This window comes from Actinomadura soli (genome assembly GCF_005889715.1).
Taxonomy (GTDB): domain Bacteria; phylum Actinomycetota; class Actinomycetes; order Streptosporangiales; family Streptosporangiaceae; genus Spirillospora; species Spirillospora soli.
In genome coordinates, this window is the sequence record NZ_VCKW01000015.1 from 35514 (window position 1) to 58470 (window position 22957).

25 protein-coding genes and 2 pseudogenes are annotated in these 22957 nt (G+C 70.1%); 13 read left to right on the forward strand and 14 right to left on the reverse strand.

Going from position 1 to position 22957, the window contains the following annotated elements; translation table 11 throughout:
- The first annotated feature begins 108 nt into the window (after nt 1–108).
- Nucleotides 109–648 (forward strand): DUF1062 domain-containing protein, encoded by a 540-nt coding sequence (locus ETD83_RS04765; protein ID WP_171064018.1) that lies wholly within the window; start codon nt 109–111, stop codon nt 646–648.
- Here ETD83_RS04765 and ETD83_RS45850 read toward each other — a convergent pair.
- Nucleotides 645–1114: pseudogene (locus ETD83_RS45850) on the reverse strand (DUF4360 domain-containing protein). The gene ETD83_RS04765 and the pseudogene ETD83_RS45850 sit on opposite strands and share 4 nt — an antisense overlap.
- On the opposite strand from ETD83_RS45850, the gene ETD83_RS44205 reads away from it, so the two are divergent.
- Nucleotides 996–1337 (forward strand): hypothetical protein, encoded by a 342-nt coding sequence (locus ETD83_RS44205; RefSeq protein WP_230420679.1) that lies wholly within the window; start codon nt 996–998, stop codon nt 1335–1337. The pseudogene ETD83_RS45850 and the gene ETD83_RS44205 overlap by 119 nt on opposite strands.
- Here ETD83_RS44205 and ETD83_RS04775 read toward each other — a convergent pair.
- From ETD83_RS04775 to ETD83_RS04785, 3 genes are all read right to left on the reverse strand, one after another.
- Nucleotides 1301–1942, reverse strand: coding sequence for a DUF4360 domain-containing protein (locus tag ETD83_RS04775; protein WP_138643806.1), 642 nt, complete (start codon nt 1940–1942; stop codon nt 1301–1303). The genes ETD83_RS44205 and ETD83_RS04775 overlap by 37 nt on opposite strands.
- A 149-nt stretch (nt 1943–2091) precedes the next feature.
- Nucleotides 2092–2730 (reverse strand): DUF4360 domain-containing protein, encoded by a 639-nt coding sequence (locus ETD83_RS04780; protein ID WP_138643807.1) that lies wholly within the window; start codon nt 2728–2730, stop codon nt 2092–2094.
- Complete coding sequence (locus ETD83_RS04785) at nt 2727–3074, reverse strand: VOC family protein (protein ID WP_138643808.1); 348 nt, start codon at nt 3072–3074, stop codon at nt 2727–2729. Before ETD83_RS04785 ends, ETD83_RS04780 begins: the two co-directional genes overlap by 4 nt.
- A gap of 177 nt (nt 3075–3251) precedes the next feature.
- Between ETD83_RS04785 and ETD83_RS04790 the strand changes: the two genes are divergently transcribed.
- Complete coding sequence (locus tag ETD83_RS04790) at nt 3252–3725, forward strand: BP74-related protein (protein WP_230420680.1); 474 nt, start codon at nt 3252–3254, stop codon at nt 3723–3725.
- A gap of 424 nt (nt 3726–4149) precedes the next feature.
- Nucleotides 4150–4560 (forward strand): BP74-related protein, encoded by a 411-nt coding sequence (locus ETD83_RS04795; protein ID WP_138643809.1) that lies wholly within the window; start codon nt 4150–4152, stop codon nt 4558–4560.
- 100 nt (nt 4561–4660) lie between these two features.
- On the opposite strand, the gene ETD83_RS04800 is transcribed toward ETD83_RS04795, so the two are convergent.
- Nucleotides 4661–5608 (reverse strand): RNA polymerase sigma-70 factor, encoded by a 948-nt coding sequence (locus ETD83_RS04800; protein WP_230420681.1) that lies wholly within the window; start codon nt 5606–5608, stop codon nt 4661–4663.
- 197 nt (nt 5609–5805) lie between these two features.
- Here ETD83_RS04800 and ETD83_RS04805 point away from each other — a divergent pair, with 197 nt between their 5' ends.
- On the forward strand, nt 5806–6291 hold the full coding sequence (locus ETD83_RS04805) for a carboxymuconolactone decarboxylase family protein (RefSeq protein WP_138643810.1): 486 nt from the start codon (nt 5806–5808) through the stop codon (nt 6289–6291).
- Nucleotides 6292–6375: 84 nt separating this feature from the next.
- Here ETD83_RS04805 and ETD83_RS04810 read toward each other — a convergent pair whose 3' ends face one another.
- From ETD83_RS04810 to ETD83_RS04835, 6 genes are all read right to left on the reverse strand, one after another.
- On the reverse strand, nt 6376–7017 hold the full coding sequence (locus ETD83_RS04810; protein WP_205717500.1) for an MOSC domain-containing protein: 642 nt from the start codon (nt 7015–7017) through the stop codon (nt 6376–6378).
- 61 nt (nt 7018–7078) lie between these two features.
- The gene (locus ETD83_RS04815) at nt 7079–7693 is read right to left on the reverse strand and encodes a YciI family protein (RefSeq protein ID WP_138643812.1); all 615 of its coding nucleotides are present in this window, start codon (nt 7691–7693) and stop codon (nt 7079–7081) included.
- An 85-nt stretch (nt 7694–7778) separates the two neighbouring features.
- Complete coding sequence (locus tag ETD83_RS04820) at nt 7779–8624, reverse strand: ABC transporter permease (protein WP_138643813.1); 846 nt, start codon at nt 8622–8624, stop codon at nt 7779–7781.
- Nucleotides 8621–9502, reverse strand: a complete 882-nt coding sequence (locus ETD83_RS04825; RefSeq protein ID WP_407921470.1) for an ABC transporter ATP-binding protein — start codon at nt 9500–9502, stop codon at nt 8621–8623. The genes ETD83_RS04820 and ETD83_RS04825 overlap by 4 nt, the downstream gene beginning before the upstream one ends.
- Nucleotides 9503–9534: 32 nt before the next feature.
- Entirely contained in the window at nt 9535–10026 is a 492-nt protein-coding gene (locus ETD83_RS04830; RefSeq protein WP_138643815.1) for a Clp protease N-terminal domain-containing protein, read from the reverse strand.
- The gene (locus ETD83_RS04835) at nt 10026–10259 is read right to left on the reverse strand and encodes a hypothetical protein (protein ID WP_138643816.1); all 234 of its coding nucleotides are present in this window, start codon (nt 10257–10259) and stop codon (nt 10026–10028) included. Before ETD83_RS04835 ends, ETD83_RS04830 begins: the two co-directional genes overlap by 1 nt.
- Before the next feature lie 148 nt (nt 10260–10407).
- Here ETD83_RS04835 and ETD83_RS04840 point away from each other — a divergent pair, with 148 nt between their 5' ends.
- Complete coding sequence (locus ETD83_RS04840) at nt 10408–10770, forward strand: cupin domain-containing protein (RefSeq protein ID WP_138643817.1); 363 nt, start codon at nt 10408–10410, stop codon at nt 10768–10770.
- A 21-nt stretch (nt 10771–10791) separates the two neighbouring features.
- Here ETD83_RS04840 and ETD83_RS04845 read toward each other — a convergent pair whose 3' ends face one another.
- Nucleotides 10792–11457, reverse strand: a complete 666-nt coding sequence (locus ETD83_RS04845) for a maltokinase N-terminal cap-like domain-containing protein (RefSeq protein WP_138643818.1) — start codon at nt 11455–11457, stop codon at nt 10792–10794.
- A gap of 105 nt (nt 11458–11562) precedes the next feature.
- On the opposite strand from ETD83_RS04845, the gene ETD83_RS04850 reads away from it, so the two are divergent.
- The 3 genes from ETD83_RS04850 to ETD83_RS04860 all read left to right on the forward strand — a co-directional run bounded on the left by ETD83_RS04850 (nt 11563) and on the right by ETD83_RS04860 (nt 17885).
- The gene (locus ETD83_RS04850) at nt 11563–11877 is read left to right on the forward strand and encodes a trypco2 family protein (protein WP_138643819.1); all 315 of its coding nucleotides are present in this window, start codon (nt 11563–11565) and stop codon (nt 11875–11877) included.
- An 85-nt stretch (nt 11878–11962) separates the two neighbouring features.
- The gene (locus ETD83_RS04855) at nt 11963–16321 is read left to right on the forward strand and encodes a trypsin-like peptidase domain-containing protein (protein WP_138643820.1); all 4359 of its coding nucleotides are present in this window, start codon (nt 11963–11965) and stop codon (nt 16319–16321) included.
- 85 nt (nt 16322–16406) lie between these two features.
- Entirely contained in the window at nt 16407–17885 is a 1479-nt protein-coding gene (locus ETD83_RS04860) for a M28 family metallopeptidase (protein WP_205717495.1), read from the forward strand.
- Between the two features lie 8 nt (nt 17886–17893).
- On the opposite strand, the gene ETD83_RS04865 is transcribed toward ETD83_RS04860, so the two are convergent.
- Nucleotides 17894–18670 (reverse strand): TetR/AcrR family transcriptional regulator, encoded by a 777-nt coding sequence (locus tag ETD83_RS04865; protein ID WP_138643822.1) that lies wholly within the window; start codon nt 18668–18670, stop codon nt 17894–17896.
- Nucleotides 18671–18803: 133 nt separating this feature from the next.
- On the opposite strand from ETD83_RS04865, the gene ETD83_RS04870 reads away from it, so the two are divergent.
- The 4 genes from ETD83_RS04870 (at nt 18804) to ETD83_RS04885 (ending at nt 22559) form a co-directional block, all read left to right on the forward strand.
- A complete protein-coding gene (locus tag ETD83_RS04870; RefSeq protein ID WP_138643823.1) occupies nt 18804–19787 on the forward strand; it encodes an ATP-binding cassette domain-containing protein in 984 nt (327 codons plus the stop codon).
- On the forward strand, nt 19784–20614 hold the full coding sequence (locus ETD83_RS04875; protein WP_205717496.1) for an ABC transporter permease: 831 nt from the start codon (nt 19784–19786) through the stop codon (nt 20612–20614). The genes ETD83_RS04870 and ETD83_RS04875 overlap by 4 nt, the downstream gene beginning before the upstream one ends.
- 198 nt (nt 20615–20812) lie before the next feature.
- Complete coding sequence (locus ETD83_RS04880) at nt 20813–21904, forward strand: adenosine deaminase (protein WP_138643824.1); 1092 nt, start codon at nt 20813–20815, stop codon at nt 21902–21904.
- 7 nt (nt 21905–21911) lie between these two features.
- On the forward strand, nt 21912–22559 hold the full coding sequence (locus ETD83_RS04885; RefSeq protein WP_138643825.1) for a PH domain-containing protein: 648 nt from the start codon (nt 21912–21914) through the stop codon (nt 22557–22559).
- On the opposite strand, the pseudogene ETD83_RS04890 reads toward ETD83_RS04885, so the two are convergent.
- A pseudogene (locus tag ETD83_RS04890) lies at nt 22552–22957 on the reverse strand (phospho-sugar mutase); the annotation flags it as partial. The gene ETD83_RS04885 and the pseudogene ETD83_RS04890 overlap by 8 nt on opposite strands.

Below are 22957 nucleotides of genomic sequence, written 5' to 3' on the forward strand. Positions count from 1 at the left end.
GTCTCTGCCGGGGTGCCCCCGGCTCTTTTAGCGTTTCCGGCCGTCTGAGCGCGGCCTTGTATCTGGTCTAGAGAGATCGTGTCTTCACAAGCCCATAAAGACTGTTCCGTGCTGTCCTGGGCAGTGCGGTGCGTCCGCCTGCCTCTGTTTTCTCTGCGGTGCCTGGAGTGCGGTGCGACGACGGCCACGGCCGAACGGCGGATGTTTCGCGTCAACGCCAACAAGAAGCTTCTCGACGTGTGGCTGCTGGTCGACTGCGTTCGTTGCGGCGCGACGTCGAAGATCGCGGTTCATGAGCGCGTTCCGGTCCGCTCGGTCGGCCGGCTGCGCGCGTTCGAGAAGAACGCCCCGCGACTCGTCGAGCGGGTGCTCCTGGATCCGCAGGTCGCCCGTCGCAACCGGTTCACGCTGGATTGGGACGGCGCGTGGTATCTCGATACGCCGGAGGTTCCGTCGCTCGACGCGGACTGGCCGGTGTGCGTCGAGGTCGCATTCGAGGCTCCCGTGCCGCTCAGGCCCGATCGCTTGATCGGTCAGGGGCTCGGGCTCAGCAGGCGCGCCGTCGAGCGCCGCGTGAAATGCGAGGTCGGGCTCACGCGCAAGGCGTGTCGTGCGTTCGCCTTCACCCTCCTGCCGAGGCTGGCCTAGCACCGTTTCCAGGAGAATTCGTAGACCTCTTCTTTGCCCATTGCCACGTGGCTGGTCTTGGACTTGTCGGAGGTGCCGGCGTCGACTCGCAACTCGGTGGAGAGGTTGAGGACGCGTTGCGCGCCGCACGGTTCGAAGGGCGGGACGTCGTCGGGTGCGGCGAATCGCCAGTCGCCGGAGAAGGGCCTTTGAGGGTGTCCGTCCTCGGCTGCGGCTCGGGCGTGCCCTGAAAATGGGCTCGTGACGTCAGAACGGCTGATGCGCCGGACTCCAGGTGCGCGGAGCCGTTAGGGGCGGGTGGCCTGATGCCCCAGGTGTACCTGCCGCTTTGGAAGGTGTAAACGACCATGCTGATCTGGCAGGTTCTGCGGGCGTCCGCCGGGTCCGCGGTGCCGCCGGTCTCAGCGCGCATGGCCTTTCGCGCGAGGCTGAAGCTCGTGAGGTCGTCCGCCAAGTGGAGATCCACCGTGTCGTACGAGCAGCCTGAGCCGCTGATGGTCCGCAACTCGATGGCGATCTCGCCAGGTGGGGGATCGGCGGCCGCGGCGGTGGAGATCAGGGCGGGCAGCACGAACGCGGCGCTGATGGTCGCCAGCGCTGTCCGCCCTGTCTCCGTCATGACCGGCCTTTCAGGTCGGGCCCGGTGCCGTGCTCAGGTGATGGGGCACTTTTTCCAGATGAATTCGTAGACTTCTCGTCCGTCCGTCTCCATGTAGCTCTTCTTGGACGGGTCGGACGTGCCGAGCAGGACCCGCAAGTCGGCGGAAAGGTTGAGAGTGCGCTGTTCGCCGCAAGGCTTGTACACCGGACCGCTGTCGGGAACGACCCACTGCCAGTTATCGAAGAAGGGGCCATTGAGGGTGAAGGTTCTCGGCGACGGGTTCGGCATGCCCTGGAAGGAGGCTACTGATCTCAGAACACCTGATGCGCCGGACTCCAGGTGCGCGTAGCCGTGGTAGTCGAACGTCCTGATGGCGTAGGTGTAGTCCGCCGGAATGTGGACTCTGACGGAGAGCATGCAGTTCACCCGAGCGGCCGACGGGTTCGACGTGCCGCCTGCCTCTGCGCGGATGTTCTCCCGTGTGATGGTCATGCGGCTTTTGTCGTCTGAAATGGCGACCGCCGTCGTTCCGGTCCGGCAGCCCGGGCCGCCGACGCTCGCCACCTCGACGGTCAAACTGCCAGGTGGGGGATCAGAGACCTCGGCGGCCACGGGGGTTGTGGTCAGGGCGGCGAGGGCGAATGTGGCGCACATCGCGGTGAATACCGTGCGTCCTGTCTTCTTCATCGACATGGGCAGCCTTCCAGGCGGGCGGGAGCGGGAGCCGTGCCGGTGGTCCGGCACCGGTGCGGTGATCCTGGTGGGCCCGTGAATCCTTCGCCAGAGTAATTGGGCGGCAGGAAATCGTCAATGTTAATTGATATTCTGTTTCCTTTTCACATTCAACCTGCCGGGCCGCCGGGGCGCGGGCAGGTCCGCCATGCGAAGTGGTAGGTGCTGCCGGGGTCGGAGTGCATGTCCAGGGTGCTCGTCCTGGTCCGGTCGGGGGCGGTGAGACGCAGTTCCGTGGAAACGTTCAGATTGCGCTTCTCGCCGCACGGTACATAGATGAACCGGCTGGGGTCGATCACCTCGGTGACCGGCCAGGCGCCGGAGAAGGGGCCCTTGAACGAGCGGAAGGTCGGCGTTTGCGCCGGGGAGCCCGCGTAGTAATACGACGCCTTGAGGACGCCCGTCGAATCGGGTGCCAATTGGGCCGAGCCGCGATAGTCGATGCGCATCACCGCGTACGTGAAGCCCTCCGGGGGGATGATCTCCAGGTTGACCTGGCAGTTCTTCCGGAAGTCCGTCGGGAGGGAATCGCCGCCGATCTTCGCCGAGTAATCGCTGTACCTGATGGTGAAACCGTTGGGTTCGGGGGTGGCCGTCACGGTCTCGGGGCGGCAACCCGACCCGTTGACGGTCGCGATCTCGATCGTGGGAGCGCCGTGCGGCGGGGTCGCGGACGCAGGGGGAGAGGTCAGGAGGGGCAGGGCGGCGACGACGCCTAATCCCGTGACCAGCGTGGCCTTGGTGTTCATCGGTGGCTCAGCACGTTGACCACGCGGCCGTTGGGGTCGCGGACGAAGAACCGGCGCACTCCCCACTCCTCGTCCTGCAGGGGGTGGACGATCTCCGCGCCGTTCTCCTGAATCAGCGCGTAGGCCGCGTCCACGTCGTCCACCTCGACGCTCATGTCCGGCACGACCGGCGCGGTCTTGTCGTGGGTCATGAAGGTGACCTGCGCCGTGGGGTTGGACGGGGAGGCGAGCGTCACGACCCAGCCGTGGTCCATGACCTCCTCGAACCCCAGGAGGCCGTAGAAGTCGCGGCTCTCCTCGATGGCCTCGGATCGGATATCGGGCATGACCCGGCGGACGGACATGGCGACCCCTCCTGCTGACAGGTGAGAGCGAACGTGACCCCGATTATGTCCAGTGGCGCCACGGTCTCAACCGTGCGCATGGCCGGAAAATGACACGGATAGTAGTTGATCGACTTCGTTGGGTAAGTAGCGGTCGGGTCGCGCCACAGCGGCCCGTCGGAACCCTACGGAGGGAACGTGTACAAGTTCACCCCACCGTCCGCGCTGCGGACGGCGAAGATGCGCGTCCGGGCGATCGCCGGAGCCGTCGCCCTGGCCGTCGTCGTGCCGCTGACGTTCGCCAACGCCACGCCCGCCAGCGCCGACCCGGCGGCCTACTTCGTCTTCACCGACATCACCCGGGAGGAGGCCGTCCTCAAGCTCACCGACCCCGCCAAGATCCAGCACGCCCGGGACCTGGTCAACGGTGAGACCTACGACAGGCCCCACGTCGTCGGCCGGATCCTCAAGCGCCAGGCGGACTACAACCCGCGCTGGAGCTACCACTACAACCCGGACACGATCGACTTCTTCGACGTCGCCATCGAGGTCTGCGACGCGACCATTCCCTACGTCGAAGACCACCTCGACGAGGCGGGCGGCGCGTTCCTGCCCGGCCTGGTCTGGTGCCCCTGGACGTCCCGCCTGATCAGGGAGATCCACGCGCCGTAACAATTTCGCGGTGCGGCGTCGCATCCATTCGCCCAGGGGCCGGTGATGCCAGGTCCGGCCCCTGGGCGTCCCGCCGTTCTGTTCTCAGGCGCGGATAGGGCGCGATTCCTCTTACTTTCCGGCGCCTATGTCGATGCCTTTCTGCATGACGTCGCTCATCGGAATAGGTGCTGGTGCGAGTGGGCGCCCACCCGTGATGGCGAGGGGGTTGAATGACCGGAATCGGCCCTTGGTCGGAGGTTAGTGAGCAGGTCGGTGCGGAGGGCCAGCGGCTGGACGCGAAGGGTCAGGTCGGCGGACCCGATGGGACGTCGTCCGGGCGTGTGATGATCAAGTCGTAGCACCCCGTGTTCTCTTCACGACCGACCGGAGGTATCTCGTGCACCAGACGACGAACAGGGGCCCGCGAGCGATCGCAGGAGCCATGGCCGTGGCCTTAGCCGGGCTGCTTGTCATGGCAGCCGTCCGTCCGGCCGACGCCGCCCCGACGGCCGCGGCCCACTTCGTCTTCACGGACATGGCCGGCCAGGACGAAGCCGTCATCGAACTCACCGACCCCGCCGAGATCCAGCACGCCCGCGACCTGATCAACGGCACCGCCACCGACAACCCCCAGGTCATGGGCAAGATCGTCAAGCAGCCGGCGCCGTACAACCCCGGCTGGAGCTACCACCTCGACCCGGCGACGATCCAGTTCTTCGAGATCGCCACCGAGGTCTGCGACGCGTCCATCGCCTACGTGGAAGAGCACCTCGACGAGGCGGGCGGCGCGTTCCTGCCCGGCCTGACCTGGTGCCCCTGGGGTTCGCGCGTGCTCAGAGAGATCCCCGCGTAGATCCTTCGTCAGGCACCCGGGGGCCGAGCCAGGCCCCCGGGCTTTGGCGTTGGGGCCGCTTTGGCGGCGGGGCCGCTTTGGCGGTGGAGACCGGACGGGCCTAGCGGGTCACCGCGGTCTCCCGCTCCACGCGCGACAGCTTCGCGGGATTGCGCACGTAGTAGCAGCCGCTGACCAGGCCGTCGTCGAACCGCATGGCGAGCACGCCGTCGAGTTCCCCGTCGAGCCGGAGGAGCAGGGCCGGACCGCCGTTGATCTGCACCGGTTCGACCGTCTTGACGGCGTCGACCTTGGCGAGGCCCCCGGTGAGCAGGCGGGCCACCTTGTCCGCGCCGACGACGGGCTGCAGCACGGCCTGCTTGACCCCGCCGCCGTCCCCGATCACGACGACGTCCGGCGCGAGGATGTCCAGCAGGCCCTGCACGTCGCCCGTCTCGACGGCCCGCTGGAACGCATCGAGGGCGCCCCGGGTCTCGTCCGGCGAGGTGACTCCGCGCGGACGGCGCGCGGCGACATGGGCCCGCGCCCGGTGGGCGATCTGCCGGACGGCGGCCGGGTTCTTCTCCACGGCCCCCGCGATCTCGTCGTACCCGAAGTCGAACACCTCGCGGAGCACGAACACGGCCCGCTCCAGCGGGGTGAGCGTCTCCATGACCAGCATCATCGCCATCGAGACGCTCTCGGCGAGCTCGACGTCCTCCGCCAGATCGGGCGTGGTCAGCAGCGGCTCGGGCAGCCAGGGGCCGACGTAGGTCTCCTTGCGGCGGCCGAGCGTCCGGAGCCGGGTGAGCGCCTGGCGGGTGGTGATCCGGACCAGGTAGGCGCGCCGGTCCCGCACCGTGGCGAGATCGACGTTCGTCCACCGGAGCCAGGTCTCCTGGAGGACGTCCTCCGCGTCCGCGGCCGAGCCGAGCAGCTCGTAGGCCACGGTGAAGAGCAGGTTGCGGTGCGTGATGAACGCCTCGGTGGCAGGGTCCGGACGGCCCTCGACGCCGGGCGGTCCGGTGGCGTCCATGCTTCGCTCGCCGCGGTCGCCGGGCTTGTTCATGGACGGTTCCTCCCCGTTCGCTGTCGGTCGTCCCCTCCAAGAGACGCAGGTCCCCGCCGGTCTGTGACATCCGCGGCCGGTGGCGCACGTCACACGACCTGGGACGTCACAGGGACAGGCCGGCCGGCATCTCCATGTCGTCAGGACGCCGCGCCGGCGGTCGGCGCGGCATTCAAGCTCGTGAGCGAGGAGAAGCCATGGAACCCCGTATCAACCTGATGACCAACGAGTTCGGCGCCAAGTTCTCCAAGCGGTTCGCCGCCGCCGGACTGATGATCCACCAGTCGACGCTGCCGAGGTCCACGCAGGAACTGGTGTCGCTGCGCACCAGCCAGATCAACGGCTGCGGCTTCTGCGTCGACCTCCACACGAAGGAGGCCGCGGCGGTGGGGGAGACCGCGGTCCGGATCAACCTGGTCGCCGCCTGGCGCGAGTCCTCGGTGTTCACCGATGCGGAACGGGCCGCGCTGGCGCTCGCCGAGGAGGGCACCCGGCTGGCGGACGCCCACCACGGCGTGTCCGACGAGACCTGGGCCGAGGTGCGCGAGCACTACGACGACAACCAGATCGCCGCCCTGGTCTCCCTGATCGCCCTGGTCAACGCGGCCAACCGGACCGGTGTGATCACGCGTATGAAGGGCGGCTCGTACGAGCCCGGCATGTTCGACGCCGTCGCGAGCTGACGCACGGAGAGTCCCCGTCCGGCCTGGAACGGCCCGGCCCGGATCGGATCAGCCGATCCGAGCCGGGCCGGGCCGGGCTCGTTCTCAGGCGATTCGCCGCCGGGCCTTGTCCCTCAGTTCCTCTGGGAGGGCTTCGAGCGGCAGCAGTCGCGGCAGCAGATCGGATTCACCCGTAAGGGCCCGGAAGGCAATGGCCACGGTCACGTCGTGCTGGGGCCGGTGCACCAATTCGATGGGGTCGCCGGGACGGATCGCGCCCGGCTCGATCACGCGCAGATAGGTGCCTGGACGGGCCGTCCGGGTGAACCGTTTGATCCAGCCCTCCTCGTCCAGCCAGCCCTGGAAGGTGCGGCAGGGAATCCGCGGACGGCTCACCTCCAGGACGACCTCGGAGCCCAGCCGCCACCTCTCGCCGATCAATGCGCCGTTGACGTCGATTCCGGTGGTGGTGAGGTTCTCGCCGAAGACGCCGTCGGGCAGGGTCCTGCCGAGCTCGTTCTGCCAGACGTCGAGATCCTCGCGCGCGTAGGCATAGACGGCCTGGTCAGGCCCGCCGTGACCGGAGCTGAACGTCCTGTCGCCGGCCAGGCCGACCGCTCCTGGCGCCGCGGGTTCCGGGGCGGTGACCATGATCGGGCCGTCGACCGGCCGCTTGTCGATGCCCGTCGTCGCGGACTTGTTCCACTGGTTGGTCCGGGGCTTGCCGATGTTGACCGAGAGCAGCATCACAATGCGACGATACGTCGCGGATCGGCCCGCCGTATCGGCCGTGGTGCCGAGACCGGGATCACCTGCGGCCGCCGAATTCCCAGTGGTGGATCTCGACGGTCACGTACAGGCCGTTCCGGGCGTAGGGTTCGTCCGCCATCAGGGCGTCGGCGGCGGTCCGGTCCGGCAGTTCGACCATCAGGGCGGTGCCCGCCCATTCGGCGCCGTCCTCTTCGGCGCCGTCCTCGGAGAAGAGCGGGCCGTAGGCGATGAGGCGGTCGCGGTAGCCGCGTTCGAGGTAATCGTGGTGCGCCTCGTCCAGGGATTCGCGAGACGCGGCCGTTTCCGGCTTGGCGTGCGCGAGAATCAGGAAACGCTGATATCCGGCCACCGCTCCGGTGAACTGCCACATGGTGCGGCCCAGGACGTTCCGCCAGCGGCGGACGAGGACCTCACGGTAAACACCGGCCTGGTAGTTGGGCTCGTCGAACGCGAACTCGCGCGCGGCCGCCGAGTCGGGCAGGCCGACGATGTGCAGGCTGCCGGTCGACTGCTCGCCGTCCGGCGTGAGGGTGGGACCGCGCGCGATCATCGTCTCGGCATAGCGGTCCATGAACGTCCAGTGAGCCTCGATCAGCTCCGAACGCAGTGCCGCGCTTTCCGGCCGGTCACGGCAGTAGAAGAAATAATCCACGTCGCCTCTTCGGGGTGGTCCAGATGGCCGCGGGAGGCGGCAACGAATCGTACCAACGGCCGCGCGACCTCCCCGCGGACCCATGTCAGCCGACGCGCTGGAGCGCCTTTTCGCGGTATTCGGCAAGGCGCGAACCGGATTCGCGCCGTGCCATGCGGCGCAGCAGGATCGGCGCGAGGACGACGCCGGCCAGCGCCCATGCCCCGAGGACGCCGAAGGTCTCCAGATGCCGCCAGGAATGGCCGGGTTCGACGTCCGCCATGGCGTCGGGCAGCAGCGCCGAGCGCATGCCGAGGCCGAGCCAGTAGACGGGGAAGACCTCGGCGGTCCAGCGCAGCCAGCCGGGCAGCGCGGTGCTCGGGTAGAAGATGCCGGAGATCGCGATCAGCGCCATGACCGGCAGCGACATCAGCCCGGCCGCGCGTGGGCTGGAGATCAGCGAGCCGAGGACGGCGCCGATGGACTGGGTCGCCACCAGGCCCAGCGCCAGCACCCAGGCGAGCGTCAGCCAGGATTCGACGTCGCCGAATTGCAGCCCGTCGACGATGAAGAGCCCGGGGACGAGGAGGATCGCCAGATAAACCAGAATGGACGCGGAACAGGTGACGAGTTTGCCGATGTAGTAGGCGCGTATCCCGTGCGGGGTGGCCTTGGCGCGCAGAAGGGTGCCGTCCTCGCGTTCCGCGGTGAGGTACTGGATCACCAGGAGCATGCCGGTCGCGACGAACATTCCGAGCGTGCTCGGCAGGATGAGGGTGCCGAGGTCGAATCCGCTGTCCCCGAACTGGTCGTCGCGGAGGAAGAAGACGGTCACGAGCGTCGCGGTGGGCCAGAGGAATTGGGGGACGAGGTCCCAGCCGGTGAATGCCTGGCGCAATTCGATCAGGCCGCGGGCGAAGCCCGCGCGGAGCGCTGTCGTGCCGGGGTTCATGCCACTGCCTCTTTCCCGCCGGATTCGGTGCGTTTCTCGCCGGATTCGGCGCGGTGCACGAGGGAGAGATAGGTGTTCTCCAGCGACGACGGCCGCACTTCCAGGTGGGAAACGGCGTCGCCGTGCTCCTTGAAAAGGTCGAACACGAACCTGGTCGAGTCGCGGGCCGTGCGTTCGTGGCGCTGTCCGTGGAGGGTCCAGCGGACTTCGTCCTCGCCCACGATCTGCCGGGCCAGCTCCTCGGCGGTGCCGTCGGCGACGATCCGTCCCTCGGTGAGGATGAGGATGCGGCCGGCCAGTTTCTCCGCCTCGGGAAGGTCGTGGGTGGTGAGCAGGATCGTGGTGTCGCCCGCGGCGGCGAGGTCCCGGATCAGGTCGTGGAAATCGTGGCGCGCCTGCGGGTCGAAACCGGCGGTGGGCTCGTCCAGGAACAGCATTTCGGGACGGCCGACCATGCCGATCGCCACGTCCAGCCGGCGCCGCTGCCCGCCGGAAAGCGTCTTGAGCCGTTTACCGGCATGCTCGGTCAGGCCCACCGCCGCGATCAGCTCGTCGGTGTCCCAAGGACGCCGGCGCCGCGCGGTGGAATGGCGGGCGTAGTAGGCGCCCTGGTGGGCGAGTAGCTCGCGCACCCGCCATTTGGAATGGTCGCGCCACGATTGCAGGACGACGCCGACCCGCGCCCGCCAACGCTCGTCGCCGTCCGCCGGATCGGCGCCGAGCACCGTGACCCGTCCGGCCGACCGCGTCCGGAAGCCTTCCAGGATCTCGATCGTGGTGGTCTTCCCGGCACCGTTGGGGCCCAGCAAAGCCAGCACTTCTCCGCGATGCGCCTGGAACGTCACGTCACGCAGGACGTCATTGGCGCCGTATCGCATTCGGAGTCCGTCGACTTCGATGGCTTCCGTGGTCATCGTTGACCGGCCTCGCCTGGCAGTGATCGGCGTACTCGCGCGGTGAGGTCGTTCCGGTCGACGCCGGCCAGAGCGAGCGCACGCGGCACGGTCCCGGCATTGAGCCGCAGCACACCGAGCAGCAAATGCGCAGGCCGCAGATCCTTCTTATGGGCGACCGCCGCGACGCCCCGTTCGAGGACCAATTTGCCCGAGGCCCCTATTCGGGACGGGCGCCTGGGAGACCTGCTCGGCGGCGGAAGTTCTCGGTCGTCCACGATCACTCCGGCCGCGCTCAGGCTCCGCCTGAACTCCTCGTCCAGCGCGTCGCGGATCGCCCGGTGATCGAGCCCGGCCGAATCCAGGAGCCGCCGCGTCGTGCTCTCCGGCTCGGCGGCCATCGCCAGCAGCAGATGCTCCGCCTCGATCGCCGCCGCCCCGGCCCGCTGCGCCTCGTCCGCCGCGCGCTCCATGACCGCCTTGACGTACGTGCCGAACTCCTGCGACATCACCGCCTCCTCGGCAGCTCGACGCCCGCGGCGATGAGCCGCTTGGCGTGCTTCTTGTGGACCGCCTGGCGCGTGATGCCGAGCGCCTCGGCGACGTCCGACCACGTCCAGCCCGCCCGCATGGCCTGCTCGACCGCGGCGTCCTCCAGCCGGTCGGCCAGCCGCCGCAGCGCCACCACGGACGCCAGTGCCTCGGCGGAGTCCGCGGTGGCGGGGACCTCGATACCCGACATGCAAGCAACCTAGGTTGACAAGAAGGGTCCTGTCAACCTGAGTTGCCAACCATCCTTGACCTCGACCGGGCACATCGGGCGGCCGAGCGTCTTGACGCAGGTCAGGGCCGGTGCAAGCGTGGAAATGATGGTGAAGGGGGGATTCATCATGTTGGAAATCAAGAGCATCGATAAGCCGGACGACCGGCGGGACATGCCCAGGGCGCACCTGGAACTCGTCAACCTGTCCGGGCTGGTGTTCGGCAAGGCGACGTTCGAGCCCGGCTGGCGCTGGTCGGAGTCCGTCAAGCAGATCGCGGGCACGGACCTCTGCCAGGTGCACCACAACGGCTACGTCGTCCAGGGGCGAATGCGCATCCGCATGGAGGACGGAGCCGAAGGGGAGGTCGGGCCCGGCGACGTGTTCGTCGTGACGCCCGGCCATGACGCGTGGGTCGTCGGCGACGAACCGTGCGTCGCGTTCGACTTCGGCGGCGGCATCGGCGAGTACGCGAAGGCCGACACCCACTGACCGTGGCGGGGGACCGCAGGGTCAGGCGTTCAGGACGGCGAACGGCCCGCGGTTCTGGTCGCCGTCCGGTGAACGCCACCCGGCGGTGACGGAGCCCAGGGCGTTCGCGGGTTGATCCTCGCGGAGGACGCGCACGACCCGGATGGTCAGCGCGTCGCCGGCCTCGGTCCGCACCGTGATGTCGGTGCCGTGCTCGGCGTCCTCGACGGACGTCAGCGCGGCCATGGCCACAGGCCCGTCGCCGGTGAAGTCGCTGGTGACGGACGGGTCAGGGGTGTCGCTCCGGTTCTGGTGCTGCGGCTCGGCCCGGCCCTGGAGCAGGGCGAGAAGCCGGCCGATGGCGACGGGGTCGCGGGTGGCGTTGTACACCCAGCGCCGCCCGAGCACACCATGCTCGGACGTGCCGATGAGCGCCCCGTCAGCGCTGTCGGTCCCGTCGGCGCCGCTGAGAGGCGCGCCGCGGTAGCTGAGCGGGACGTGGTAGGCGACGGGCGCGCCTCCGGACGTGTCCGTGACCACCATGAACTCGATCCCGACCGCGCCCTCCGGGTCGTCGAGCCGGAAACCGCCCGACCTGGACAGCTCGGGCCCGTCCGCCGAGCCCGCGTACCACGGCCGCGCGGGCAGCCACGCCGCGAGCAGCTCCAGCTTGCCCGGCGTCATCGTGGTCTCGTGGATGAAGGCCATGGCGCCGAACCTATCTCCACCGGATTCACCCGCTTCCGCCGGGTCGCCGTGTCAGGATGAGCACGTCAGGCGTCATTGTTCGCGAACCGCCCCGGGGGGCCGACGATGGACCGAGAGCCGCTGCCCGACGGAATCCTTGACCTCCCCGACGCGATCGAGCTGCTCCGAGATCAGGTCGTCCAGGCGCAGTTGCAGGCGAGTCCAGCGGGGATCAAGTTCCTTCTGGAAGAGGTCACGGTGGAACTGGCGGCGGAGCTGGTCAAGACCACCAGCGGTGGCGGGGGCCTGCGGTTCGCCGTCGTGTCGGCGGACGCGAAGCTCGAGCGCTCCTCCCGGAACTCGCACAAGGTCACGGTCAGGATGCGGCCGCGCACGGCCACCGGCGGTGACGTCGAGGTCAGCGACGACGACGATGACTGAGCACTCCCACCGAGCCGCGGAAACCTAGGCGGAAGCCAGGGGACCGCACGGAATCTGGGGGACCGCACGGAATCCGGGAGGCTGGGTGGAATTCGACCGCGCCGTGCAGGTCCGGGCCCGTGGCCTGGACGGGCGTCCGTCGTTCGGCAGCGGCTACCTCGTGGGGCCTCGGCTGGTCCTCACGGCGGCGCACGTCATCAGGGGCGGCGCTCCGACGGTGTGCAGGCCCGACGCCGGCCCGGTCCGGTGGGACGCCGTCGTCCGCTGGCAGCGGTACGACGAGGTCGTCGACGCCGCGCTGCTGGAGATCCCGGACGCCGGCTGGCCGGTGCCCGAGTCCCTCGCCGACGTCCGGACCCAGCCGCCGCAGCGCTGGGGCAGGCTCGCCACCACCCTTCCCGGACGTCCCGCCACGGCACGGGGATTCCCGCGGTTGCAGAAGGAGCCCGCGGGCCGGTGGGACGAGCTGCTGTCCGGCACGATCAGCAGGGGCACCGGGGATCTCGCGCGCCGGTACGAGATCCTCGGCCAGGACGCCCTCCCGGCGCGCGGGGAAGGCGGGCACCTGTCCTCCTGGGCCGGAATGTCGGGTGCGGCGGTGTTCGTCGACGACCTGCTGGTGGGGGTCGTCCGCCGGGACCGGCGGGCCGAGAACGGCACGCGCCTGACCGCGACCCGGACCGACGAGCTCGTCGTGGACGAGGAGTTCGCCGCGTGCGTCCACGACCGCACGGGCTGGGCACCGCGGGCGGAGGCCGCCGAGCTGACCGGCCTGATCGTCACGGGCGTCTTACCGGAACGTGATCTGCGGTCGCCCGCCATGCTGCTCCGCGCCGATGTGGAGGCGGTCGGGTTCTACGGCAGAGCGGACGAGATCGAGCTCCTCACGGCCTGGTGCGCGAGCCCGGAACGCCTCTCGATCCGGGTGCTCACCGGGCCCAGCGGGCAGGGGAAGACACGGCTCGCGCGGCGGCTGGTGGAACTCCGGCACCACGAGGGCTGGGTGGCCGGGCACCTCAGGGCCGATGTGACCGACGACCCGAACCGTCCCGACCCGGACGTCACCCCCTTCCGGCACGTCGACGGTGATCAGCTCATCGTCGTCGACTACGCGGAGGCGCGCCCCCGGCAGGTGCGGCGGATCATCGACGTGGTCCGGCGCGGGAGGCGGAAGGTCCGGCTGCTGCTCGTCGCCCGGACCAGCGGTCCCTGGCGGACCGAGGTACGGCAGGCGGACGCGGTCACGCACGAACTGCTGGCCTCGGCACCGGAGATCGAGCTGGGGCCGCCGCGCCCGCCGGACGATCCCGACGCCGCCCGCCGGGACCTTCGCGCGCTCGCCGGCCTGCTGGGGGAGGTCCCCGGCCATGAGAACGTCGACTGGACGGAACACGCGGCATCCGTGCCCGCCTCGCCGCACGTTCGGGTCCGTTCCGGCTCCCCGCTGGAATGGCAGATGGCCGCCCTTGTCTCGTTGCTCCAAGCGGGCCCCGACCCCGCACCGGCCTCTCCGAACGAACCGGTGGAAGCGACGTTGCTCAGGCATGAGGAACGCTACTGGGGGCGCACGGCATCGTCCTTCCGACTCGACGACCTGACCAGTTCCGTCATGGAGCGCATCGTCGCCGCCGCCGTCCTGTGCGGCGCGCTGGACGAGGACGAGGCTCTGGCGACCGTCGCGCGCATTCCCGGCACGCCGCCGGACAAGCGGTACAACGTGGCGGAATGGCTGCGCCAGCTGTATCCGCCCGCCCGCGGGTTCTACTGGGGGACGATCCAGCCCGATCGGGTCGCCGAGTTCTACATCGCCGCAGTGGCCGCGAGCAATGCCTCATTCGTCCCGAAGGTCGTCGGCGCGGCTTCGCCGGGGCGGCGCGGGCAGGCCCTGACCGTCCTCGCCAGGGCCGTGGTGGGCGAGGCCAACGCGGGCCGGGACGCGAGGGCCGCGGAGGTGCTGCGGCGGGTCGAGGGGCTGCTCGATGAGATCGAGAACCCTCCGGCGGTCCTGGAGGGCCTGCTCACGGCGATGCCGAGACCGTCGGAGTTCCTGACCGGGCTGGCGGTGCGCCTCACAACGGACCTCACCGCGGCTTACCGGGAGGCCGCGGCGACCTATCCCGATCAGTACGAGCCCAAGCTCGCCGAGACCCTGGGCAGGCACGCCATCACGCTGCGGGAAGCGGGCCGCAAGCTGTCCGACCTGGCCGCCGCGGAGGAGTCCGTTTCCCTCTACCGCCACCTCGCGCGAAAGGATCCGGACACTTTCGGGCCGCTGCTCGCGAATGCCCTGACCAATCTCTCGGTCAGCTACCGGACGCGTAATCGTGCGGCGGAGGCGGTCGAACTCGCCGTCCAGGCACGCGACCTCCTGCGGAGCGGGGCCGACGATTCGGCGTCACACCTCGAAATGTTGTACTCCGCCGTGGCGGAAATCGCCATCGCCAACATGGAGGACGACGGCAACCCGTCCGACGCGCTCGCCGCCGCCGAGGAGGCGGTGGAGATCCACCGCCGGCTCCCCATCTCCGACCCTGAGTCACGTATCGCCCGGCGCGCCACGCCGATGTTCAACCTGGCGTCCATCTACTTCCAGTTCGGGCGGACCGAAGAGGCGGCCGAACTGGCGGACGAGGTGATCGCGGGCATTCGTCCCTTGGCCCGCCTTCGTCCGGACTCCTACACGAATCTGCTGTCAAGCGCGCTGGACCTCAGCGCGCACTGCCACCGGGTGGCCGGACGTCGAGAGGAGGCGCTGAGCGCGGCCCGCGAAGCGCTGCGCGAACACCGGAAAATCGTGGAGCGCAATCGCGCCGCCCATCTCGACATGCTCGTCGCACGCCTCAACACACTGCTCCTCTGCGCCGCGCTCGCCGGCGACCGCGTGACGGCCCTCGCGCTCCAGTCCGAAAGGGACCAGGTCAGTGACGAACTGAAACGTAGCGCCGGTTCGGTCGACCTGACCTATTGGATGGAGAGGCTTCAGGGCAGGCGTGACGAGGCCGATGCCCTCAGGGCCCGGATCGAGGCCGAGCGGGATCGTGCCGAGCCGTCCGAGCTCGCCGAGTCGCACGTCCGGCTGGCGGAACTGCTGGGCGAAATCGGGATGCGCGATGACGCGGTCGCGGAGGCCGAGCGCGCGGTCGCCCGCTATCGCGAGTGCATATCCCAGGGCGACGGTGCCGTATTGCCGCGCCTCGTTTCCGCGGTGAATGTTCTCGCGAGCCGCTACGGCGAGGTGGGCCACTGGCCCCGGATGCGCGAGGCCGCCGCTGAGGCCGAGTCGCTGGGACGTCTTCTCCAGGAATCCAACGAGGAGGAGTCCGGGCCGCTCTTGGCGGATGCGCTATGGAATTCCGCCACCGCGTGCTCCCGGCTAGGTGACGCCGCGCTTTCGCTGCAACAGCAGAGGGAGTCCGTTGCGGTCCTTCGGGCTCTTCCGCCCGCCCCGCCACTGATGGAGAGGCTGGAGGATCTCGCGGAGAGTTTTGCCGCGGCCGGTGACCTTGAGGCGGCACTCGCGGCCATGGACGAGGCCGTGACCTGCTACCGCCGCCTGCCCGCCGACACGTGGGCGCCGTCAATGGCCGAGGCACTCGGCAGATTCGCCGCCCTCTGCAGCAGGCTCCGCCGCCATACGGAGGCGCTGGCGGCCTGCCAGGAATCCATCGCGATCTGCCGCCCTCTCGCCGACCGTGACCTGGGCGCCCACGGCAAATTGCTAGGTGACCTGCTGCGCGGACTCGCCGTTCAGCACACCCACCTGGGCTCACCATCGAAGGCATTGGCCGCCGCCCAGGAGTCGGTCGACGTGTTCCGCCAGGTCCCCGGCCGTGCACCCGGCGAATCGCCTCGCGAGGAGGTGAATATCGTCGGCGTGCAGAGCCGTGAGATCGAAGCGACTCACCCGCTCCCCGAAAAGCCCCCGCCCCGCGAATCGCTGCTGGCTCCGGCGCTCATCACGCTCTCCGCGTGCTATTCGGACCTCGGCCGGATCGAGGAGGCCGTCGTGGCGTCCGAGGAGGCCATCGCCAACTATCGGAAACTGGCATCGGCTGAGGACGGATACCACTTCCCGCTGGCCCTCACCCTCACCGAGACCGCGGATCGCTATGTCGCGGCGGGACAGGCCAAAGACGCGCTGGCCGCACTCCGCGAGGCCGCCGACATCTACCGCGGCCAGACCCGCGAAGGCGAATTCCACTCCGAAATGGTCCGAGTGGATTACGAGCTGGCCAAGCTGCACCTTCACACGGGGCAATTGGATGCGTGCCTGGCCCGTGCGCAATCCGCGGTCCAGCACTACCAGGCGCTGGCCGACCGGATGCCGGACGAATTCGTCCCGCGCCTCCGCGCGGCGGCCGACCTCCTGATCACAGCGCTGGAGCGGAGCGGACGCCACGAAGAGGCTTCCTGGATCCGCCGCCGATTCGGCCGGTCTCGCTGAACGTCGTAATTGTTCACACCTGGGCCCGGTGATGACTGTCGCGTCTGGGCCTGGACACCGCCCGGATTCGGAGAAAGATCGATGGGTGGCTACCAACGCATCCCCCGCCGACCATTCATCTCCCGCCGGGCCGCCGTCCACCACGGCCAGCCGCCGGACGTTCCTGTCCCTGTCGACGGCGGCCGCCGCCGTCACCGCGACCACCGGCGCCGGTGTCGCGCTGACCGCCGCCCCCGCGGCGGCGAAGGAGCCGGGCTGGCCGGACGGCCCCGGCAGGCCCGTCACCGACCAGCGCCCGGACGCCGAGCTGCGCGCGCTGCTGCGCGAGATCGACCAGGACCGCGTCGAGGCGAACGTCCGCAAGCTGGTCAGCTTCGGCACCCGGCACACCCTGTCGGTCCAGGACGATCCGGCGCGCGGCATCGGCGCCGCCCGCGACTGGATCCTCGCGGAGATGAAGCGGTACGCCGCCGCGTCCGGCGGGCGGATGACCGCCGAGCCGCAGTCCTACGTCCAGGAGCCGGGGCCGCGCATCCCGGCCGCGACCCGCATCACCAACGTGGTCGCGACGCTGCGCGGCTCGGCGAGCCCCGACCGGATCTACGTGGTGTCCGGCCACTACGACTCGCGGGTCACCGACGTCATGGACGCCACGTCGGACGCGCCCGGGGCCGACGACGACGCGTCCGGCGTCGCGGTCGTCATGGAGCTGGCCCGGGTGATGGCGAAGCGCCGCCCGGAGGCCACGATCGTCTTCACCGCCGTGGCCGGTGAGGAGCAGGGCCTGTACGGGGCCAGGTACCAGGCGAAGCAGTACAAGACGGCCGGCGCGGACGTGCAGGGGATGTTCACCAACGACATCGTGGGCAGCAGCACCGCCGACGACGGGACCCGCGACCCCCGCTCGCTGCGGCTGTTCGCCGAGGGCGTGCCGACCGCGGAGTCCCCGAGCGAGGGCGACGTGCGGCGCGCGGTCGGCGGCGAGAACGACTCCCCGTCCCGGCAGCTCGCCCGGTTCGTCTCGTCCGTCGCCGACAACGACGCGACCGGCATGCACGTCCGGACGATCTACCGCCGCGACCGCTACCTGCGCGGCGGCGACCACATCGGCTACCTGGAGCAGGACTACCCCGCCGCCCGCTTCACCGAGCCCCACGAGGACTACGCCCACCAGCACCAGGACGTCCGCGTGGAGGACGGCAAGCAGTACGGCGACCTGCCCGAGTTCTGCGACTTCGCGTACATCGCCCGTGTCGCCAGGGTGAACGCCGCCGCGCTGTGGTCGCTCGCCCAGGCGCCCGGGACGCCGAAGAACGCCCGCGTCCGCACGAGCGAGCTCACCAACGACACCGACCTGGTCTGGGACCGCGGCACCGAGCCGGACCTCGCCGGGTACGAGGTCGTGTGGCGGGAGACGACCAGCCCCGACTGGACGCACGTCATCCCCGTCGGGAACGTCACCGGGGTCCGGATCGACCTGTCCAAGGACAACGCGTTCTTCGGCGTCCGCGCCGTCGACCGCGACGGCCACCGCAGCCCCGTCGCGTTCCCCGTCCCGGGCTGACCCGGCCCTCAGCGTGCGGGGGTGTCCAGGAGGGACGCGAAACCGTCGTGGAGGCGGTCCAGGCCGAACTCGAAGAGCTGCTCGTGAGAGAAGTCGAAGGTCTTCTCGTCGAGGCTGGCCATGACCGGGAAGTCGCCGCTGCTCAGGGCCCTCTCCAGCGTCGGCCCCTGCTCAGCCCAGAACTCCTCGTTGGTGACGCCCGTCCGCGCCACGGCGCGGAGCTCGTTGATGTGGCTGCGCGCGACGCCGTTCACGTAGTCGTACTGGACGCCGATCAGCATCATCAGCGTCCGGTCGTCGGACCCGAAGCGGCGCATCCGGCCGAGCAGCCGGTCCAGGCCGCGCAGGGAGTTCGGGCCGAGGAGCGGGCGGCTCTGGTCCACGAACGGGTACCAGGGATGGTCCAGGCAGAGCCGGTAGTGGCCGCGGGCGTCGGCGGCCAGGATCTGGCGCCAGCCGTGCCCCTCGTCCGCGCACCGCTCCGGCTCCTGGTCGGCGGGGCCCTCGATGACGCGGTCGAGCATGAGGTCGAGCAGCTCGCTCTTGCCCGGGACGTAGCGGTACAGCGACATCGTGCCGACGCCCAGATGCGTCGCGACGCGGCGCATCGACAGCGCTTCGAGCCCCTCGGCGAGGGCGAGGTCGTCGGCGACCTCGACGGCCGCCGCGACGATCCGGTCGAGGGTGAGCCCGGGCGGACGGCCGCGCGGCGGCCGGGTCCGGTCACCCCACAGCAGCTTCAGGCTGCGTCCGAGGTCGCGGTCGTCGCCGTGCTCCGTTGCCATCGTCCGTCCTGCTCTTCCCCTGTGCGGCGCCGCCCGCCGGCGTCCGGGACACGACGCTATCGCGAAGGTCCGCCGCGACTTCGAGTATAGTGTACGCTAATTTGCGTAGGGCATACGCGAAATAGGAGGCGGCATGCCGGAGCACGCGATCCTCGCCGAGGGGATCCGCAAGAACTACGGAGAGAAAAGGGCACTGGACGGCTTCGACCTCGCCGTGCCGAGCGGCATGGTCTACGGCCTGCTCGGCCCGAACGGGGCGGGCAAGACCACCGCCGTCCGCATCCTGACCACGCTCGTCCGGCTGGACGGCGGCCGCGCCGAGGTCGCCGGGCTGGACGTCGCCACCCGCCCCCGGCAGGTGCGCCGCCGGATCGGCCTGGCGGGGCAGCACGCGGCCGTGGACGAGGTCCTGACCGGACGGCAGAACCTGCGCATGTTCGGCCGCCTGTTCCACCTGGGCAAGAAACGCGCCGCCGAACGCGCCGAAGAGCTGCTGGAACGCTTCGACCTGCTGGACGCCGCAGACAAGGGCCTCAAGGAGTACAGCGGCGGGATGCGCCGCCGCCTCGACCTCGCGGCCAGCATGATCCTCGCGCCGGACGTCCTGTTCCTGGACGAGCCGACCACCGGCCTGGATCCGCGCGGCCGCAACGAGGTCTGGGACTCCGTCCGGTCGCTCGTCGCGCAGGGCACGACCGTCCTGCTGACCACGCAGTACCTGGACGAGGCCGACCAGCTCGCCGGGCGGATCGCCGTCCTCGACCGGGGCAAGGTCATCGCCGACGGCCCGCCCGAGTCGCTGAAACGCCTGATCGGCGGCGACCGGATCGAGGTCGTCGTCACCGACCCGGCGAACCTGTCCGCCGCGGCGGCGATCGTCGCCCGCGTCGCGTCCGCCGAACCGGAGGTCGACACCACGGCAGGGCGGGTGCACGCGCCCGTCACCGAGCGGGTGGCCGCGCTGACCGAGGTCGCCCGCACCCTCCAGGACGACGGCATCGGCGTCGAGGACATCGCCCTGCGCCGCCCCACCCTGGACGAGGTGTTCCTGCGCCTCACCGGCCACCGCGCCGAGAGCGCCGGCGAGGCCCCGGAGAAGGAGAAGGTGAAAGCGTGAACGTGCAGGCCAAGACCGCCGATGACGACGCGCTCGGCGCGCGGCTCTACTGGGCGGCGGCCGACTGCTGGACGATCGTCCTGCGCGGCCTGACCCACTACGTCCGGCAGCCGAGCAACATCGCCTGGCAGCTCGGGTTCCCGCTCGTGTCCGTCCTGCTGTTCGGGTACGTGTTCGGCAGCGCGATGTCCGTCCCCGGCGGCGGCGACTACCGCGAGTTCCTGATGCCGGGCATGTTCGGCATGACGATGGCGATGGGCTTCATGAACACCGCGTACGTCGTCGTGTACGACAGCTCCCGCGGCGTCACCGACCGGTTCCGGTCGATGCCGATGTCCCCGTCCGCCGTCGTCACCGGCCGCGGCGTCGGCGACCTGATCGGCGCGTCCCTCGACCTCGTCGTCCTGGGGCTGACGGCGCTCGCGATCGGCTGGCGCTCCAGCGGCGGCGTGCTCGACACCCTCACCGCCTTCGGGCTCCTCCTCCTGCTGCGCTTCGCGCTGATCTGGATCGGCGTCCTGCTGGGCCTCCTGGTCCCCAACGAGGAGGCGGCCGGAAGCCTGTTCGCGGTCGCGTTCCCCTTCGCGATGATCTCCAGCGCGTTCGTGGCGCCGTCCCTGATGCCGGACTGGCTGGGCACGATCGCGATGTGGAACCCGGTCTCGGCCACGGTGACGGCGTCCCGCGAGCTGTTCGGCAACCCGGCCGCCGTCGGCGACACCTGGATCGAGCAGCACGCCCTGCTGATGTCGGTCGTCTGGCCGGTCGTCCTCACGGCGATCTTCCTGCCCCTCGCCGTCCGCCGCTACCAACGCCTGAGCCGCTGACCCCGTGAACCTTCCCCGCCCCCTGCTCGTCGGTGATGTAGTGGGGCGGGGGAGGGGGCCGGCGTGGACGCTCGGCCCAGCATCGAGGATTCAGGCTCGGCCATGGATGTCCATTGCACGGGGCTGTCGCCGCCGCGGTGGAGACGACGGAGCGGTTTCTCGCGCTCGTCCGAAGACCGGTGGGGGTAAGTTCGGGGGATGAATGTTCGGCCGGGGCTTGAGGATGTTCGGCGGGCGCCGAAGGTGTTGCTGCACGACCATCTGGACGGTGGCGTGCGGCCCGGGACCGTCGTGGACCTGGCGCGGGAGTCCGGATACGGGGACCTGCCGACCACGGACGCCGGCAACCTGCGCGCGTGGTTCGAGGAGTCGGCGAACTCGGGGTCGCTGGAGCGGTACCTGGAGACGTTCTCGCACACCGTCGGGGTGATGCAGTCCGTCGAGGCGCTGACGCGGGTCGCGTACGAGTGCGCGGAGGATCTGGCGAAGGACGGCGTCGTCTACGCGGAGGTCCGGTACGCGCCCGAGCAGCATCTGCGGGACGGGCTGTCGCTGGAGCAGGTCGTCGAGGCCGTCCTGGACGGGTTCGCGCGGGGCGGGCGCGAGCACGGGATCCGGGTCGGGACGCTCGTCACGGCGATGCGGCACCAGGCGCGGTCCATGGAGATCGCGGAGCTGGCCGTCCGGTACCGGGACGCGGGCGTCGTCGGGTTCGACATCGCGGGCGCCGAGGCCGGATATCCGCCGACCCGGCATCTGGACGCGTTCGAGTACCTGCAGCGGGAGAACGCGCACTTCACCATCCACGCGGGCGAGGGGTTCGGGCTGCCGTCGATCTGGCAGGCGATCCAGTGGTGCGGCGCGGACCGGCTCGGCCACGGGGTGCGGATCATCGACGACATCAAGGTGGACGGCGAGGAGGCCCGGCTCGGGCGGCTCGCCGACTACGTCCGCGACAAGCGGATCCCGCTGGAGATGTGCCCCACGTCCAACATCCAGACGGGCGCGGCGAAGTCGATCGCGGAGCATCCGATCGGGCTGCTGCGGCGGCTGAGCTTCCGCGTCACCGTGAACACCGACAACCGGCTGATGAGCGGGACGACGCTGTCCCACGAGTTCGCGAAGCTCATCGAGGCGTTCGGCTACGGCTGGGACGACCTGCAGTGGTTCACGGTGAACGCGATGAAGTCGGCGTTCGCGCCGTTCACCGAGCGGCTCGAACTGATCAACGGGGTGATCAAGCCCGGTTTCGCGCAGCTCAAGTGGAGCGGCGCCCGGCCCCTGGCATGATCGAGCCATGGTGACCATTCGTTCCACCGGCGGGCGCGTCGCGGCGTACGCGTGGCTGGTGTTCGCCGCGCTGAACCTCGCCGACCTGCTGTTCGGCATCACCGGCGACGCGAGCTACACGCCGATGACGTTCGGCATCGGCGTGCTGCTGCTGCTCGGCTCCGGGATCGCGTACGCGGTCGGGCTCCGTCCCGCGATCCTGGGGGACGACGACGCCGTCACGATCCGGAACCCGCTGCGGGACGTCCGGGCGCCGTGGGCCGCCGTCCGCCGGATCGAGGGCACGAACGCCGTGAAGGTGCGGTTCACCGGCCCGGACGGGGCGGAGACCGAGTCACGGGCGTGGGTGCACCAGACGTCGCCCCGTGCGCAGGCGAAGGCCGAGGCTCGGGCGCGGAAGGAAGCGAGCGAGCAGCAGGAGTTCGACCTGCGGGGCCGGACCCCGGCGGCCTACGCGGCGCAGCAGCTGAACGAGATCCGCGACCGGCGGCGACCGCGGACCAGGTCGGGGGCGCCTGACCGGGCCGCCGCCGCGAAGGAGGCGGCGGACGACTCGGCGCGGGGGACGGTGACCTGGTCGGTTCCGGCCCTGGCGGCGCTGGGCGTCCCGCTGGCGCTGCTGGTCGTGGTCGCGATCGTGGGCGCGGTCAGCTGAGGGCGGTGGAGAGGGCTTGGCGGAGGGTGTCCAGTTCGGCGGTGGCGCGGGCGCGGGCTGCGGGGATGTCGCCGGTGACGGGTTGGACGAGTTCCAGGTAGCACTTGAGTTTGGGTTCGGTGCCGGATGGGCGGATGATCACGCGTGCGCCTCCGGTCAGGTGGAATCGCAGGGCGTTGGTGGGTGGCAGGCCGCCGGTGGGGTGGGCGAGGTCGTCGAGGGTCTCGATCGTGTGTCCGGCGAGGGTTGCTGGGGGTGTGGTGCGTAGGCGGGTCATGGTGGTGGTGATCTGGGTGGGGTTGTCGGTGCGGATGGACAGTTGGGTGGTGGTGTGCAGGCCGTGGCGGCGGGCTTGGTCGTCCAGGAGGTCGAGCAGGGTGCGGCGGTGGCGGCGGGCG